We start from the raw sequence: 15,816 nt of genomic DNA, 5'->3' as shown, positions 1-15,816 counted from the left end.
TCCCCTCGGTAACACTCGGCAATACTCGGCAATAAGTGCCCTCTCACGCGACAAACGTCCGCGGTGCCTCCCCCGTCCCCCCTCCCCCGTTCTCCACCAACCGGGCCGCCGCCGCCAGGCGGGTCGCCGCCTCGTCCGCCACCGCGCCGGCCACCGTGAACGGCAGCCGCACATACCCCTCGAACGCGCCGTCCACACCGAAGCGGGGGCCGGACGGGACCCGGACGCCCACCCGTTCGCCCACCTCCGCGATCCGCGACCCGGACAGGCCGCCCGCGCGGACCCAGAGGGTCAGGCCGCCCCCGGGCACCTCGAAGTGCCAGTCGGGCAGCTCCCGCCGTACCGCCGCCACCAGCGCGTCCCGGTTCTCCCGGGCCTGCTCCCGCCGCACCTCGACGGCCCGCTCCCAGCCCCCGGTGCTGAACAGCCAGTTCACCGCGAGCTGCTCCACCACCGGCGTCCCCAGGTCCGCGTAGGCCCGCGCGGCGACCAGGCTGCGGACGATGTCCGGCGCGGCGCGCACCCACCCGATCCGCATCCCCGCCCAGAACGCCTTGCTCGCCGAGCCCACCGTGATCACGGTCGAGCCCGCCGGGTCGAAGCCGCACACCGGACGCGGCATCACGACGTCCTCGTCGAGCCACAGCTCGCTCATCGTCTCGTCGGCCACCAGCACCGTCCCGGCCGACCGCGCCGCCTCCACCAGTTGCCGCCGCTGGTCGTCGTCCGCCAGGGCGCCCGTCGGATTGTGGAAGTCCGCGACGACGTACGCCAGCCGGGGCGCCGCCTCCCGCAGCACCTGCCGCCAGCGGTCCAGGTCCCACCCGGTGAGCCCCTCGGCCATCGCCACCGGCACCAGGCGCGCCCCCGCCTCCCGCATGAGCTGGAGGATGTTGGCGTACGACGGCGACTCGACCGCGATCCGCTCCCCGCGCCCGGCGAAGAGATGGCAGATGGCGTCGATGGCACCCATGGCGCCGGTCGTCACCATGATCTGCTCGGGCATGGTCGGGATGCCCCGGGCGCTGTACCGCTCGGCGATCATCGCGCGCAGCGCGGGCAGCCCGGCCGGGTAGTCACCATGGGTGTGGGCGTAGGGCGGGAGGTCCTCCAGTGCACCCTGGACGGCGCGGGTCAGCCAGGGTTCCGGGGCGGGCAGTGCCGCGCACCCCAGGTCGATCATGGAGCCCAGGGCCTCCGGCGGGAGGGGTTCCAGGCCGCGGGCCGGCAGCGGGTTGCCCGCGGGGACCGCCGTCCAGCTCCCGGCACCCCGGCGGGACTCCAGGAAGCCCTCCGCGCGCAGCGCCTCATAGGCCGCCGCCACCGTCGTACGGCTCACGGAGAGGGCGAGGGCCAGTTCGCGTTCGGCGGGCAGCCGGGCGGCGACCGGGACGCGGCCCTCCAGCACCAGCAGCCGGATGCCGTCGGCGAGCGCGCGATAGGCGGGCGGGCGGCGGCTGCCGGGGCCCACGGGGCGGTCCTGCTGCGACTGGAGCAGCCGGGCCAATTGCACCGGCCCCACCGCTGAGGTCCACTGCGGCATGATGACCAGTCCACCTTCCTCGAATTGGCCATGGATGACCCTTCCGGTCACGCCACAGAGTGTCATGCGGCAGTCCACATCCATCACCCCCCTTGTCCACCTCCGCCTCCGCCACCCCCTCAGGAGCCCCGTTGTCCATACCGCCGTCCGGACGGCCGTCCCCGACATCTCCGACATCCCCGATGTCCCCGACGTCCCCGACCCCGCCCGAGCCGCCGTCCGGACCGTCCTCCTCGCACCGCCTCCCCCGCCGCCTCCCCAGGCGCCTGGTCCAGCTCTACGCCGGTCTGGTCCTCTACGGCGCCAGTTCCGCGCTGCTGGTCGAGGCGGGCCTCGGGCTCGAACCCTGGAACGTGCTGCACCAGGGCCTCGCGGAGCTGACCGGCGGCTCCATCGGGGTCGTCTCGATCGCCGTCGGGGCGCTGGTCCTGCTGCTCTGGATCCCGCTGCGGCAGCGCCCGGGGCTCGGCACGGTCTCCAACGTCCTGGTCGTCGGCCTGGCCATGGACGCCGCCCTCGCCCTGCTGCCCGCCGCGCACGGGCTCGCCGTGCGGGTGCCGCTGATGGCGGCCGGGATCGTGCTCAACGGGGCCGCCACCGGCCTCTACATCGCCGCCCGGTTCGGGCCGGGACCGCGCGACGGGCTGATGACGGGGCTGCACCGGCGCACCGGGCGCTCGATCCGCCTGATGCGGACGGCGGTGGAGGTCGCCGTGGTCGTGACCGGCTTCGCGCTGGGCGGCACCATAGGCATCGGCACCCTGCTCTACGCGGTGTCGATCGGGCCGCTGGCGCAGCTCTTCCTGCGGATGTTCGCCGTCCCGGGGGCACCGTCGGGCAGCACGGTCGTTGCCGAGGGGTCACCCGGGCGGGCCATACTGCGGTCGTGACCACCACGACCCGCCATCCCTACCTCGACCATCCCGGTCCGATCCCGTTCGCCCACCGGGGCGGGGCGGCGGACGGGCTGGAGAACACCGCGGCGCAGTTCCGGCGCGCGGTGGAGGCGGGTTACCTGTACCTCGAGACCGATGTCCATCTCACCCGCGACGGCAGACTCGTCGCCTTCCACGACGACACCCTCGACCGGGTCACCGACGGCGCGGGCCGCATCGCCGACCTCCCCTGGGACGACATACGCCACGCGCGGGTGGGCGGCCGGGAACCGGTGCCGCTGTTCGAGGAACTGCTGGAGACCTTCCCGGGCGTCCGCTGGAACGTCGACGTCAAGTCCGGGCCCGCCCTGCGCCCGCTGCTGGACCTGGTGGAGCGGACGGCCGCCTGGGACCGGATCTGCGTCGGCTCCTTCTCCGAGGCGCGGGTGATCCGCGCCCAGCGCCTCGCGGGCCCCCGGCTGGCCACCTCGTACGGCACCCGGGGCGTCCTCGGGCTGCGGCTGCGGTCCTGGGGCCTGCCCGCCCCGGTGCGCTCCTCGGCGGTCGCCGCGCAGGTCCCCGAGGCCCGGTCGGGCATCCCGGTGGTGGACCGGCGCTTCGTACGGACCGCCCACGCGCGCGGGCTCCAGGTCCATGTCTGGACGGTCAACGAACCGGCCGCCATGCACCGGCTCCTGGACCTGGGCGTCGATGGCATCATGACCGATCACATCGACACCCTGCGCACGGTCCTGGAGGACCGGGGCGTCTGGGCCTGAGGGCCCGGCCGGCGCGGGGCGGTCACCGGGGAGCACGGGGAAGGCAGGGCACGGGTGGGGATCGACGCCGTGCGGGACCAGCCGGCCGACGAGGCCGGGCGCCGCCGCGAACAGCGCGGCTGGTACATGTACGACTGGGCCTGCTCGGTCTACTCGACCAGTGTGCTCACCGTGTTCCTGGGGCCCTATCTGACCTCGGTCGCGGAGGAGGCGGCGGACGCGGACGGATTCGTCCATCCGCTGGGCATCCCGGTGCGGGCGGGCTCGTTCTTCGCCTACTCGGTGTCCCTGTCGGTGATCGTGGCGGTGCTGCTGATGCCGCTGGTGGGTTCGCTCGCCGACCGGACGGGCCGCAAGAAGCGGCTGCTGGGGATCGCCGCCTATGTCGGCGCGGGCGCCACCGCCGCCATGTTCTTCCTCGACGGCGACCGCTACCTCCTGGGCGGGCTGCTGCTGATCACCGCCAACGCCGCGCAGTCGGTTGCGATGATGCTCTACAACTCCTACCTCCCGCAGATCGCCCGCCCCGAGGAGCGCGACGCCGTCTCCTCCCGGGGCTGGGCCCTCGGCTACGCCTCCGGCGCCCTGGTCCTGGTGGCCAATCTGGTGCTGTACCTCGGCCATGACGGCTTCGGCCTCTCCGAGTCGGAGGCGGTACGGATCTGTCTCGCCTCGGCGGGGCTGTGGTGGGGCGCGTTCGCGGTGGTGCCGCTGCGGCGGCTGCGCGACCGGCGGCTCCCGGGCGGGGAGGCACCCGCGAGCAGCGGGCTGAGGCAGCTCGCGGCGACGATCCGCCACATGCGCCGCCATCCCCTCACCCTGGCCTTCCTCCTCGCCTATCTCGTCTACAACGACGGCATCCAGACGGTGATCACCCAGGCGTCGATCTACGGCTCGGAGGAACTGGGGCTCGAACAGTCGACGCTGATCGTGGCGGTACTGCTGGTCCAGGTGCTGGCGGTGGCGGGCGCGCTGGCGCTCGGCCGGCTCGCCGACCGCTACGGGGCCAAGCGCACGATCCTCGGCTCGCTGATCGCCTGGACCGTCACCCTGGCGGCGGGCTACTTCCTCCCGGCGGGGCAGCCGGTGTGGTTCTTCGTGCTGGCCGCAGCGATCGGCCTGGTCCTGGGCGGCAGCCAGGCCCTGTCCCGGTCGCTGTTCTCGCATCTGGTGCCCCCGGGCAAGGAAGCGGAGTACTTCTCGGCGTACGAGCTGAGCGACCGGGGAATGAGCTGGCTGGGGCCCCTGCTGTTCGGTCTGACCTACCAGCTCACCGGCAGCTACCGGGACGCGATCATCTCGCTGGTGGTGTTCTTCGCCCTGGGATTCGTGCTGCTGGCCCGGGTCCCGGTGCGGCGGGCCATCGCCGCGGCGGGCAATCCGGTCCCCGAACGGATTTAGCACTCTTGGCAAAAGGGCTGTAGTGTACGCGTTTGGCCTGCCAGGCGTACCGTTACTGCGCGTCAAAGATGTTCGAACGCTGGGTGACATGTCCTAGCACATGTGACAAACCGGGCGCCGGTGGGTACGACATTGGTCAGCAAGGCTGCGGCTACGACGGCGACGCAGGAACCCGGAACGGGACTCGGAACGGGAATCTTTACCGCCGACCGGACGTTGACCGGATGACGACGACAGCGACACCCTGTCCTGTGGGCGACAAGCCCGGGAGGCACGATTCATGAGTGAGCGAGCTCTTCGCGGCACGCGCCTCGTGGTGACCAGCTACGAGACGGACCGCGGTATCGACCTGGCCCCGCGCCAGGCCGTGGAGTACGCATGCGAGAAGGGGCATCGATTCGAGATGCCCTTCTCGGTCGAGGCGGAGATCCCGCCGGAGTGGGAGTGCAAGGTCTGCGGTGCGCAGGCACTCCTGGTGGACGGCGACGGCCCGGAGGAGAAGAAGGCCAAGCCCGCGCGTACACACTGGGACATGTTGATGGAGCGGCGGACGCGCGAGGAACTCGAAGAGGTCCTCGAGGAGCGCCTGGCCGTTCTGCGCTCGGGGGCGATGAACATCGCGATTCACCCCCGGGACAGCAGGAAGTCCGCCTAGCGGGAGGCCGGACGACGGCATCACCATCACCGAGTGACACATACGACCGCGGGCGCCGTACGGATCTGACGTACGGCGCCCGCGGTCGTGGGCGTCCGCCCGGGAACGGGGAGCGGTAGCGCGGTCCAGTTGCGCGGGCGGGTAGCGCTGGCCTGCGGCGGCCGGGATGGGGGGCCGCACACCGGCCCCACCTTCCCCCCGCTCGCCCTCCCCCGGCTCAGCGGTTGAGCGGCGGGTGCGGGCGCGGGTCCCCCGGGGTGTCCGCGGGATCGTCCCGGATGACCTCACCCTGCACGACCTTGCCGTCGGGGCGGTGCATGCGGGCCTGCTGGAAGGCGTCGCCGAGACTGCCGGGACCGGCCGCGCGCAGCCGCTTCTCGAAGCTCCGCTCGGCGAACCGGCTGACGGCCTTCTGGACCGCCGGGATCAGCAGCAGCAGCCCGGCCGCGTCCGAGATCAGACCGGGGATCATCAGCAGCAGCCCGCCGAGCATCAGCAGCCCGTTGCCCCCGCCGCCGGTAGGTGCCGTGCCCCGCTGCATCGCCTCGTTGAGCGCCTGGAAGGCGCGCCGGCCGGCCAGCCGGATGACCACCGCGCCCGCGACGATCCCGGACAGCAGGATCAGGAAGACCGTGAACCCGCCCGCGCTGCTCGCGACCACGGTCAGCAGCCAGATCTCCAGCACCACCCAGGCGGCGATGCCGAGCGGCACGAAGGTGCGCAGCCGCGAACGCCGCGGCCGGGCGGTGGTCGAAGGATTCGGTGCGCCAGTCGTCATGGTTCCAGTGTGCCTGGGCACGGCTCAGTGCGGGATAAGCCCGACGTCAACGAAGCCTGTGCACCCTTACGCGACGGGCGGCACGGGGCGCTCGGGCGGGGTCTGGGCGGGGCTGTCGAGGCCCTGGGGGGCTTGGTGCTCGTCCGGCCCCTGGGGGCCCTGACGGTCGTCCTGCTCCTGGGGGACCCCGCGGTCGTCCCGCCCTTGAGGGCTCGCGCGGTGGTCCTGCTCCTGGGGGCTCGGGTGATCGTCGTTCGCCCGGGGGCTCTGGTGGGAGTCCTCGTCCTGGGGAACCTGGCGGTCGCCCCGGTCCCGGGGGTCCCGGGGGCCCTCGTGGTCGTCCTCACCGGAACGGTCCCGGCGGCCGTCCTCGTCCCCGGGCGCCTGGCGAACGCCCCCACCTGCCGGGTCCTCGTGGTCGTCCCGGCCTCCAGGCTCCCGGCCCTCGGGCTCCCGACCCCCAGGGTCCCGGCGGACGCCCTCACCCGAGCCCTCCCCGCGGGTATCCCCGCCCGCCCGCTCCGGTCCCCCCTGGCGGCCGATGATCTTTCCGGCGCGCTCGCCGACGCCCCACGTCGTGACCCTCCACAGGGCCTCGACGAGAATGTCCCGGCTCATCTTGGAATCGCCCAGTTCGCGTTCCACGAAGGTGATGGGGACCTCGACCACGTGATAGCCGGCCCGGACGGCCCGGCGGGCCAGGTCGACCTGGAAGCAGTAGCCCTGCGAGGCCACGTCCGCCAGGCCCAGGCCCTCCAGGGTCTCGCGGCGGAAGGCGCGGTAGCCGCCGGTGACATCGCGGATCGGGACGTCCAGCAGGACCCGGGAGTAGAGGCTGCCGCCCCGGGAGATCAGCTCACGGGTGCGCGGCCAGTTCACCACCCGCCCGCCGGGCACCCAGCGCGAGCCGAGCACCAGATCGGCGCCCTTGAGGGCGGTGAGCAGCCGGGGCAGTTCCTCGGGCTGGTGGGAGCCGTCGGCGTCCATCTCGATCAGGACGCCGAAGTCGCGCTCCAGGCCCCAGCGGAACCCGGCGAGATAGGCGGCGCCGAGCCCTTCCTTGCCCTTGCGGTGCAGTACGTGGACCCGGTCGTCGTCGGCGGCGAGTTCATCGGCGAGCTTGCCCGTGCCGTCGGGGCTGTTGTCGTCGGCCACCAGGACATGCGCCCCGGGGACCGCCTCGCGCACCCGGCGGACGATGGCCTTGACGTTCTCCGCCTCGTTGAAGGTCGGGATGATCACCAGGGCCGTGCCGAGCGGACCGAAACGCCCGCTCCTGGCCGGTGTGACCGGCACCCCGTCACCGTCGTTCACTGCTGCCCCTTCGAGTCCCGTACGCAGACGTCCACCATAGTGGCCACGGCCTGCGATGACGTGACAGCACGTTCGTATGCCCGGCGCGAATGCACAAGACCCGGACAAGAGTGCGTGGCGGGGATTTCGGCGCGTGCCGCAGGGGCCGCGAACGGGTGCGCGGCGCGGGGCGTGAAGGGAGGCGCCGCGCGGGCCCGTGGACGTATGCGGCGCGCACGGGCATGGGACGAAGGCGGCACGTAAGCCGCGGAGGCGTGCGGCGCGCAGGGCGCGCGGAGGTGCGCGCCGCGTGCGCTGCGGATGGGGGCCCGGCGCCCTTCGGGCCGACCTGGGACCCGCTGGCTGCGGATCGACCGAAGCCGTTGTCTACTGAGCACCCGGGCCCCATCCGGGTCACACCTGCCGACCGGCCGGAACGTTCCCTCGCCGCGGCGCCGCACTGAGCCTGGCTCCCGTGGTCGGTACCCCGGCCGGTGCACCGTCCCTGACCCAGTGGCGCGGCGACGAGCGCGCGGAGGTTCGCCGGTCGGGCGTCCGGTGGTGGACCCGGCCGAACCTACCGGCCCCGGGGCGCCGGATGTCAACACCTCGCACGTCCCGCGGGTCCGCGCCGATCCGGCCGGTGGGGCGCGGGACGCGCAGGACACGCAGGTCGCGCGACGGGGCGGGGGGCCGGGGGCGCTGCGGGGGCGCCCCCGGAGATCACTCGCCCGGCCGTACGTACACCGTCCGCCCGCCGACCACCGTGCGCAGACAGACCGGCGGTTCGGTGCCCGGGGTGAGATCGGGCAGGCCCGGGGTGCCGGAGCGCGGGTCGGTGGACCAGCGGGCGACCCGGTCGTCCGGGGCCTGGACGATCAGCTCGCCGGTGTGCCAGACCGCGTAGTCGGCGGGCGCGCCCGGCACCAGGGTCCCGGCGTCGTCGCGTCCGATGGCCCGCCAGCCACCCCGGGTGTGCGCGGTGAAGGCGGCGCGCACCGAGATGCGATGCTCCGGTGTGCGGTGGAACGCGGCGGCGCGGACCGTGCCCCAGGGGTCGATGGGGGTGACCGGGCTGTCGGAGCCGAGCGCGAGCGGGACCCCGGCCCGCAGCAGGGCCGCGAAGGGGTTGAGGGCGGCGGCCCGCTCCGCGCCGAGCCGGCGCGCGTACATCCCGTCCGCGCCGCCCCACAGGGCGTCGAAGGCGGGCTGCACGGAGGCGGTCAGGCCCAGTTCGGCGAAGGCGGCGACGGAGGCGGGGGTGAGGAGTTCGGCGTGCTCCACGCGGTGCCGGGCGGCCCGCACGCGCGCGAGGCCGACCTTGGCGGCGGCGGCGCGGATCCCCTCGACGACGGTGTCGACGGCGGCGTCGCCGATGGCGTGGAAGCCCGCCTGGAGTCCGGCCTCGGTGCACTCGGCGACATGCGCGGCCACCTCCCCGGCGTCCAGGTAGGAGACGCCGGTGTGCGGGGCGTCGGCGTAGGGGGCGTGCAGACAGGCGGTGTGCGAGCCGAGGGCGCCGTCCACGAACAGGTCCCCGGCGGCGCCGAGCGCGCCCAGCGCGCGGGCCTTGGCGATGTCGCGCTCGGCCCAGTAGCCGGTGACGCGCGGGCCGGGCTCCTCGGCGGCGAGGCGCAGCAGTCCGGTGAAGTCGTCCTCGGAGGAGATGTCGGGCCCGGCGCACTCGTGCAGCGACCCGACGCCCCGGGACACGGCGTGCGCCAGCGCGGCCCGCTGCGCCTCGGTGCGCTGGGCGGGGGTCACGGCGGCCAGCGCGGCGGCGCGGACGGTGTGGTGGGCGTCGGCGGTCAGCGGGGCGTCCCCGCGCGGTACGTCCCCGGCGACCAGGTCGAGCAGGGCGGTGGTGACGACCGCCGAGTGGACGTCGATCCGGCTGAGGTACAGCGGACGCCCCCCGGTCGCGGCGTCCAGTTCGGCCCGGGTCGGCGGGCGCCCGTCCGGCCAGCGGGCGGCGTCCCAGCCGTGCCCGAGGAGCACCCGGTCGCCGGGGCGGGCGGCGGCGAACTCCCGGACCAGGGTCAGGGCCGCGTCCCGGGTGGGGGCGGTGCTCAGATCGAGGCCGGTGAGGGCGAGACCGGTGGCCGTGGTGTGGACGTGGGCGTCGGTGAACGCCGGGGTGACCAGGGCGCCGTCGAGGTCGATCACCTCGTCCGCCCCGTCCGCGAAGGCGTCGGCGGCGCCCTCGGAGCCGACCCAGGCGATGGCGCCGCGCTCGACGACCATCGCGGTGGCGAAGGGATCGGCGGGGCTGTGGACCTCGCCGCGGCGGAGTAGGACGGTACGTGCGCTCATGGCCGACAGTTTCTCGTGCCACCGGACCGGCGCCGCCGCTGGGGGCCGGGGGCGGTGCGGTTTCGGCGGCGCCGCCCGTCCGGACCCGGGGCGCTCCGGGCGCCGACGGCCGGGGGGTGCCCGGGTGTCAGATCTTCGGGGGCCGGGCCTCGTAGGGGGTCGACAGGACCACCGTCGTCCGGGTGGAGACCCCGGCCAGGGAGCGCAGCCGGGCCAGCAGTTCCTCCAGCTCGTGCGGGGTGGCCACCCGGACCTTCAGGATGTAGTTCTCGTCGCCCGCGACGCTGTGGCACGCCTCGATCTCGGGGACCCCGGCGAGCCGGTCGGCGATGTCGTCGGGGGCGCTGGGGTCGAAGGGTTTGACCGAGATGAACGCCGTCATGGGCAGTCCGACGGCCTCCGGGTCGACCACGGCGGCGTATCCGCGGATGACGCCGCGCTGTTCGAGCCGGCGCACACGCTGGTGCACGGCCGATGTGGACAGGCCCGTGGCCTTGCCGAGGTCTGTGTAGCTCATCCGCCCGTCCTTGACGAGCAACTGCACGATATGACGGTCCAGCTCCTCCATGGGCGAGAACCTACAGTGCCGTTGATCTCCACGGATAGCTCAGAGGCACAGGTCATACCCCGTTCGTGATGTACGCGGCGGCGGCCCGGGAGGGACTCGGGGGTCATCGGGCCGTCGTTTTCACGGTGGCGGGCACCCGCGGACGGCATGTGACGAACACCACAAGCCCTGAGCACGCTTCGTGATCCTCTCGTGATTACCCCGAAGAGCGGACGGGAAGTGCTTGCTGTGGTCGAGGCCGCAGCGCCGTCACGGCCCAGCCCGAGGGGGAGAACCCAATGCAGAGTCTTAAGCGCCCTGGTCGCACCGCACCCAAGCGACCCCAGCCGGTCCTGGAACTCGCGCCGGAGGGCGTCGATACCGACGCCCTCGACGCCGATGAACTCGACGCGTACGACACCTTCGAGATGTACCGGGTGATCTGCCCGGACTGCGCTCAGCCCATCGCGCTGCTGGCGGACGAGGAGTTCCTGCCGGAGCACGCGCTGTGCGTCTCGCCGTGGAACCCGTTCGGCCTCACGGTCTGCGCCGGCACCGGCCGCCGGGCCACCGACGCCCGGTCCGCCGACGCCTCCGTCGAGCCGCAGGAGCAGGGCACCGCGCTGCTGCTGACGCTGCCCCAGGGCCTCGACTGGCGGACCCAGCCCTTCTCCCACGTGGGCGGTCCGGGCTCGCGCCCGATGCGCGTCCCCGAGATGCGCCGCCACGCCGCCTGACGGCTCCGCCGGCCGGTCGGCCGCCCCGCGCATTCCCTTCCGTTCCGATGGACGCCCCGCGCCACGACACCGCAGACCGCCGTGGTGCGGCTTCGGCGTGCGTACCTCCAGGGACATCCGGGGACACCCAGCCAGGTACAGCCAGGTACACCCGGGGAAACTCCTGGACGCCCGGGGACGCCCGGGGACATCCATGGCGCGCGGGACCGCCGGAGTGGACCACCGGGGGGCGTGTTGACGAACTGACGCTCGGATCGGGCCATCGGTGACCTGCCCCCGGCCGGGTGCGTTGCCCTGGTATGACCCCCAGACACGCGACGACGACCGGGCGGCGACAGCAGACCTTCGTACCGGTGCCGGTGGGACCGGTACCCGCGGAGCAGACGACAACGGCGGCACAGTCGTCCGAAGAATCGATTCGGCAGAGCAGCACACGCCACCCGGAGCACCCCTCCCAGCCACACCCCCAGCACCCCCCACAGCCACATCCTCAGTCCCACCCCCAGCCCCACCCCGCGCCCGACGCACCCCTCTACCACGCCCTGCTGCACACCTGGGCGCATCGCGGGCGCACCCTCCCGGGGCACCCCGACCCGGAGTGGGTCCGGCTCGTGGCGCAGGTGGTGCGGCCCGGCGAGTTCAGCGCCGATCGGGACCCATGGGGCGGCACCCGCTGACCCGCCCTCCGACGCCGCCGCCGCCCGCACCTCCGACACCTCCCCTCATCTTCCCAACTCCCCCCGGCCACCCCCCTCATGGCCGGAATTGGTCCGAACCATTGACCCGACTGGTCTAGTCCTCCTAAGGTGCCGTTCATCGCCGCATCTACGCGTTCATGCCAATAGGCCCCGCGCTCTTTCCCTCCCCCAGGAGATTCTTGATGCGTTCTCTCCACCGACCCCGCGCCAGATTCCGGGCGCTCGTGGCAACGGTGTGTACGACCGTCCTCGGCGCCGGGCTGCTGGCCGGTGCGACCAGTGCCTCGGCGAAGCCCGAGGCCGCGGTCGCCAACGCGGCAGCGCAGTCGGCGTCCCACCGCAGCTCCGACAAGGTGATCGGCTACTACACCGAGTGGGGCACGTACGGCCGCAACTATCTGGTCAAGAACATCGACACCTCGGGCTCGGCGAAGAAGCTCACCCACATCAACTACGCCTTCGGCAATGTGGTCGACGGCAAGTGCGCGATCGGTGACAGCTACGCGGCGACCGAACGGGCCTACACCGCCGCCGAGTCGGTGGACGGCGTCGCGGACACCGCGGACCAGCCCCTGAAGGGCACCTTCAACCAGATCCTCGAACTGAAGAAGAAGTACCCGCACATCAAGGTGCTGTACTCGTTCGGCGGCTGGTCCTGGTCCGGTGGCTTCGGTGAGGCGGCGCAGGACCCGGCCGCGTTCGCCGAGTCCTGCTACGACCTGGTCGAGAACTCGCAGTGGAAGAACGTCTTCGACGGTATCGACATCGACTGGGAGTACCCGAACGCCTGCGGCGCCACCTGTGACACCAGTGGCCGCGAGTCCTTCCCGGCGCTGATGAAGGCGGTGCGCGCCGAGTTCGGCAAGCGCAACCTGGTCACCGCCGCCATCACCGCCGACGCCAGCGCGGGCGGCAAGATCGACGCCGCGAACTACGCGGGCGCGGCCCGGTACGTCGACTGGTACCTGCCGATGACGTACGACTTCTTCGGCGCCTGGGCCGCGGCCGGTCCGACCGCGCCGCACTCGCCGCTGACCGCCTACCCGGGCATCCCGAACGCCGACTTCAACTCCGCGGCGACCATCGCCAAGCTGAAGAGCCTCGGCATCCCGTCGTCCAAGCTGCTGCTCGGCATCGGCTTCTACGGCCGCGGCTGGACCGGGGTCACCCAGGCGGAGCCCGGTGGCACGGCGACCGGACCGGCGGCCGGCACCTACGAGGCCGGGTTCGAGGACTACAAGGTCCTCAAGAACACCTGCCCGGCGACCGGCACCGTGGGCGGCACCGCCTACGCCAAGTGCGGTGACAACTGGTGGAGTTACGACACCCCGGGGACCATCGGCACCAAGATGAAGTACAAGGACCGTCAGGACCTGGGCGGCACCTTCTTCTGGGAGCTGAGCGGCGACACCGCGAACGGTGAGCTGATCAAGTCCATCAAGTAGCGGGTACCGCACAGGACTTGGGGCGGGAATCGGCGGATTCCCGCCCCGAGGCGTTTCCGTCCCCGGGACGGATCACCCCTCCCGGGGCGCCGATACGCCCTCCCGCGACGCCGGAACCTCCTCCCGGGGCACCGGTACTCCTTCCCGAGGCGCCGGAACCCCCTCCCGGGACGCCGGAACCCCTTCCCGAGGCACCGGAACCCCCTCCCGCGACGCCGCCACCCCATCCCGGCGGGCCGGGCCCGGTGCGCGCAGGGCGGGGTCCATCTCCTCCACCGCGCGCAGGGTCGCGCCGAGGGTCTTGACCAGCAGTCGGCCCAGGGTGTCGCGGTCCAGGATGTCGTGGCCCGGGACCGGGCGGGCGATCCAGTCGAGGGCGGCGCCCTCCACCCCGCAGATCCAGCTCAGCAGCGCGACCCGGGCGACCGGTGTGATCTCCCGGCTGCCGTAGGCGCCCTCGGCGATGGTGTCGACGATCGCCTCGCGCACCCCGTCCCGGATGGCCTGCACCTCGGTGTCGAAGCCGACGCCCCCGCTGACGATGGTCCGGTAGGCAGCCTGGTGGTGCTCGGCGTAGCGGAGATAGCCGTCGATGGTGCGGTGGACCCGGTCCGCCGGGGCGAGGTCCAGACCTCCGGCGGCGGAGGTGACCAGTTCGGAGACCGCGTCCTCCACGATGGCCAGGTAGTAGCCGCGCTTGGAGCGGAAGTAGTAGTAGATGAGGCCCTTGGCGACCCGGGCCTGGCGGGCGATGTCGTCCATCGACAGGGCGTCGTAGGACGTGTCGGCGAAGAGTCCCCGGCCGATGGCGATGAGTTCGGCGCGGCGGGCCAGGGAGCGTTCGGTGCCGCGGGGCCCGGGACGGGGGGCGGTGTCACGCCGTTGACTGGTACTCACATTCGACCCTGGTCTCATCCGGGCGGCAGAGCTGAGCAGTATGCCAGGTCGGCCCCGCCCCGGAGATCGGCGTGGCGGAACGGGCCCTTCAGACCAGGCCGAGCTGGGTGATCAGCATCGCGATCACCACGACCAGGGTCCAGCCGGCCACCTGCTCGGCGATCCTGGGGCCGTCCGTGCGGGGGCCGCCGGTGCGGGCCCGGGATCGTGGGGCGGCGGCGGGAGTGCCGGGTGCGGTGGAGTGCGCGGTCATAGGGATCTCGCTCCGGTCGTGCGTACGGTGGAATCCCCCGGGTCGGCGGTGTGCCGATCCGTCCACCTTGCCACCATCGGCGGCTTTCGCGGCCGAGAGCTTGGTCACAGCCGTACCGGAGCGGGCCCCACGGGAGGGGCAACGGGTGGGGGCGGCGGGAAGGGGCGGCGGGAGGGGTCAGCGCACGCCGACCGCGGCGAGGGCCTTGCGCCTGCGGGCGTTCGGACGGGCCGGGAAGTAGAGGTAGCAGATCCCGCCGGTACCGGAGGCGATCTTGCCGGAGGCGTTGTAGCGCTTGGTGCGCAGCCAGATGGTCTCCCACTCGCGGCGCCGGTAGACCCTGCGGACGGCGTCGTTGCTGGGCGAGGCGGGGTCGTTGGCGATGACATCGCCGTCGGCGGTGAAGCCGATCACCGTCATCAGATGCCCCGCGGTGCCGTATCCGGCGCCGGTCAGCTCGGACTCCAGGAACGACTGGGACGTGATGACGGGAATGCCCGCTTCCACCAGCGTCTCCACCTCGGTGAGCGAGGTCAGCCGGGTCACCACGCCCTGGAGGCCGTCGAAGGTGCCCGCGTAGGCGGCGTTGAAGGGCCAGTTCCCGCAGCCCGCGTACTGGTGGTCGTAGGTGTGCCGGGCCGCGTGGCAGATCTGGGGGTCGGGGTAGGACGGGTCGACCCAGGAGAGCTGCTCCTCGGTGAGCCGCCCGCCCCAGTACTCGATGATCATCTGCGAGGAGGTGGGGCTGCACCACGCCTCGCCGCCGTTGTCGTACTCCGGGTAGCGGCCCTTGTGGATCTCCTGGGAGTAGCGCGGGACGGCCAGTTCGGCGGCGAGGGCGGGCGCCGACGCGGGGACGGTGAAGCGGTCGGGGATGTCGGAGCCCATCGCCCCGGCCCGCCAGACGGTCGGGGTGAGCCGGGTGCCGGGCCTGCGGTACAGGGTCAGCCCCAGTTGGTACGCGACCAGCCGCAGCCCGGACGCCGGGTCGTCGATGGCGAAGGTGTCGGTCCAGACGCTGCTGCGGCCGTCGCCCTGGTCGTCCACCGAGGTGCGCCGCAGATCGCCGTCGCCCGACGCCCAGCGGCCGAGGACGTACCAGGGCGTGGCCGTGCCGTCGGAGTAGGTGCCGGTCAGTTCGATCTGGAGCCAGGTCCCGGCGGGGGTGCGGGCGTTCCAGGAGGCGATGGCCTCGGTGGCCGGCACGGTGAGCCGGTGCACGGGCGAGGTCCAGGTGGCGTACTCCCAGTCGGCGGTGGTCCCGGTGTGCGGGTCGCGGTACTCGGCGGTCCCGGCCGCCGACCCGATCACCAGCCCGGGACGGCTCCCGGGCACCGCCCGCGTCCCCCGCGCGACCCCGGACCGCCAGTCGTCGTACGAGGTCCAGGCCCGGTTGTCCACCGGGCGGGCCGGGGCGCGGCCGGAATCTCCGGCCCCCCGGCGGGGCCCGGCGGAGGCGGAGGCCGTGCCCCCGGCGACGGCGGCGGCCACGGTCGCGGCCAGAACGATTCTGCGGGACGGCTGTTCGGCGCTGCGCATGGGTGAGTGACCCCCCGGAGTCCATGGACGGGCGCGCGGCCGGGCCGACCGCGTGGGGCCACT

12 protein-coding genes and 2 pseudogenes are annotated in these 15,816 nt (G+C 73.1%); 6 read left to right on the top strand and 8 right to left on the bottom strand.

The features are described from left to right. Positions 1-43: 43 nt before the first annotated feature. A complete protein-coding gene (locus AB0O01_RS19535; RefSeq protein WP_365314881.1) occupies positions 44-1,543 on the bottom strand; it encodes a PLP-dependent aminotransferase family protein in 1,500 nt (499 codons plus the stop codon). Between the two features lie 182 nt (positions 1,544-1,725). Between AB0O01_RS19535 and AB0O01_RS19530 the strand changes: the two genes are divergently transcribed. The 4 genes from AB0O01_RS19530 (at position 1,726) to AB0O01_RS19515 (ending at position 5,253) form a co-directional block, all read left to right on the top strand. Next, a complete protein-coding gene (locus tag AB0O01_RS19530; protein ID WP_365314879.1) occupies positions 1,726-2,433 on the top strand; it encodes a hypothetical protein in 708 nt (235 codons plus the stop codon). After that, on the top strand, positions 2,430-3,197 hold the full coding sequence (locus AB0O01_RS19525; protein ID WP_365314877.1) for a glycerophosphodiester phosphodiesterase: 768 nt from the start codon (positions 2,430-2,432) through the stop codon (positions 3,195-3,197). Before AB0O01_RS19530 ends, AB0O01_RS19525 begins: the two co-directional genes overlap by 4 nt. Positions 3,198-3,323: 126 nt before the next feature. After that, positions 3,324-4,598 carry an MFS transporter gene (locus AB0O01_RS19520; RefSeq protein ID WP_365314953.1) on the top strand — a complete coding sequence of 425 codons (1,275 nt, stop codon included), beginning with the start codon at positions 3,324-3,326 and terminating at the stop codon, positions 4,596-4,598. A 280-nt stretch (positions 4,599-4,878) separates the two neighbouring features. Further along, positions 4,879-5,253, top strand: coding sequence for an RNA polymerase-binding protein RbpA (locus AB0O01_RS19515; protein WP_010046329.1), 375 nt, complete (start codon positions 4,879-4,881; stop codon positions 5,251-5,253). A gap of 217 nt (positions 5,254-5,470) precedes the next feature. On the opposite strand, the gene fxsA is transcribed toward AB0O01_RS19515, so the two are convergent. The 4 genes and pseudogenes from fxsA to AB0O01_RS19495 form a co-directional block, all read right to left on the bottom strand. Further along, positions 5,471-6,031, bottom strand: a complete 561-nt coding sequence (gene fxsA, locus AB0O01_RS19510; RefSeq protein ID WP_365314876.1) for an FxsA family membrane protein — start codon at positions 6,029-6,031, stop codon at positions 5,471-5,473. Positions 6,032-6,565: 534 nt separating this feature from the next. Next, a pseudogene (locus tag AB0O01_RS19505) lies at positions 6,566-7,345 on the bottom strand (polyprenol monophosphomannose synthase); the annotation flags it as partial. 702 nt (positions 7,346-8,047) lie between these two features. Next, positions 8,048-9,646: an amidohydrolase gene (locus AB0O01_RS19500; protein ID WP_365314952.1), complete on the bottom strand. Its 1,599-nt coding sequence runs from the start codon at positions 9,644-9,646 to the stop codon at positions 8,048-8,050. Positions 9,647-9,764: 118 nt separating this feature from the next. Continuing rightward, complete coding sequence (locus AB0O01_RS19495) at positions 9,765-10,205, bottom strand: Lrp/AsnC family transcriptional regulator (protein WP_355733233.1); 441 nt, start codon at positions 10,203-10,205, stop codon at positions 9,765-9,767. A gap of 278 nt (positions 10,206-10,483) precedes the next feature. On the opposite strand from AB0O01_RS19495, the gene AB0O01_RS19490 reads away from it, so the two are divergent. Together AB0O01_RS19490 and AB0O01_RS19485 are read left to right on the top strand one after the other, a co-directional pair. After that, positions 10,484-10,921, top strand: a complete 438-nt coding sequence (locus AB0O01_RS19490; RefSeq protein WP_365314874.1) for a hypothetical protein — start codon at positions 10,484-10,486, stop codon at positions 10,919-10,921. Between the two features lie 880 nt (positions 10,922-11,801). Then, complete coding sequence (locus tag AB0O01_RS19485; RefSeq protein ID WP_365314872.1) at positions 11,802-13,064, top strand: glycosyl hydrolase family 18 protein; 1,263 nt, start codon at positions 11,802-11,804, stop codon at positions 13,062-13,064. A 225-nt stretch (positions 13,065-13,289) separates the two neighbouring features. On the opposite strand, the pseudogene AB0O01_RS19480 reads toward AB0O01_RS19485, so the two are convergent. The 3 genes and pseudogenes from AB0O01_RS19480 to AB0O01_RS19470 form a co-directional block, all read right to left on the bottom strand. After that, positions 13,290-13,979 (bottom strand): annotated as a pseudogene (locus tag AB0O01_RS19480) (TetR/AcrR family transcriptional regulator); the annotation flags it as partial. A 70-nt stretch (positions 13,980-14,049) separates the two neighbouring features. Then, positions 14,050-14,214: an SCO1431 family membrane protein gene (locus AB0O01_RS19475; RefSeq protein ID WP_365314871.1), complete on the bottom strand. Its 165-nt coding sequence runs from the start codon at positions 14,212-14,214 to the stop codon at positions 14,050-14,052. Positions 14,215-14,391: 177 nt separating this feature from the next. Next, positions 14,392-15,753 (bottom strand): peptidase C39 family protein, encoded by a 1,362-nt coding sequence (locus AB0O01_RS19470; RefSeq protein ID WP_365314870.1) that lies wholly within the window; start codon positions 15,751-15,753, stop codon positions 14,392-14,394. Between the last annotated feature and the right edge of the window lie 63 nt (positions 15,754-15,816).

Source organism: Streptomyces sp. NPDC093252 (genome assembly GCF_040683675.1).
Lineage (GTDB): Bacteria > Actinomycetota > Actinomycetes > Streptomycetales > Streptomycetaceae > Streptomyces.
This window is presented reverse-complemented; position numbering and strand designations above follow the sequence as displayed.

Bases quoted from the DNA above. Each gene is read 5' to 3' on its own strand.
- AB0O01_RS19485 (WP_365314872.1), top strand. From the start codon at position 11,802: ATGCGTTCTCTCCACCGACCCCGCGCCAGATTCCGGGCGCTCGTGGCA.
- AB0O01_RS19515 (WP_010046329.1), top strand. From the start codon at position 4,879: ATGAGTGAGCGAGCTCTTCGCGGCACGCGCCTCGTGGTGACCAGCTAC.
- AB0O01_RS19475 (WP_365314871.1), bottom strand. From the start codon at position 14,214: ATGACCGCGCACTCCACCGCACCCGGCACTCCCGCCGCCGCCCCACGA.
- AB0O01_RS19490 (WP_365314874.1), top strand. From the start codon at position 10,484: ATGCAGAGTCTTAAGCGCCCTGGTCGCACCGCACCCAAGCGACCCCAG.
- AB0O01_RS19535 (WP_365314881.1), bottom strand. From the start codon at position 1,543: ATGCCGCAGTGGACCTCAGCGGTGGGGCCGGTGCAATTGGCCCGGCTG.
- AB0O01_RS19495 (WP_355733233.1), bottom strand. From the start codon at position 10,205: ATGGAGGAGCTGGACCGTCATATCGTGCAGTTGCTCGTCAAGGACGGG.
- AB0O01_RS19470 (WP_365314870.1), bottom strand. From the start codon at position 15,753: ATGCGCAGCGCCGAACAGCCGTCCCGCAGAATCGTTCTGGCCGCGACC.
- fxsA (WP_365314876.1), bottom strand. From the start codon at position 6,031: ATGACGACTGGCGCACCGAATCCTTCGACCACCGCCCGGCCGCGGCGT.
- AB0O01_RS19530 (WP_365314879.1), top strand. From the start codon at position 1,726: ATGTCCCCGACGTCCCCGACCCCGCCCGAGCCGCCGTCCGGACCGTCC.
- AB0O01_RS19520 (WP_365314953.1), top strand. From the start codon at position 3,324: ATGTACGACTGGGCCTGCTCGGTCTACTCGACCAGTGTGCTCACCGTG.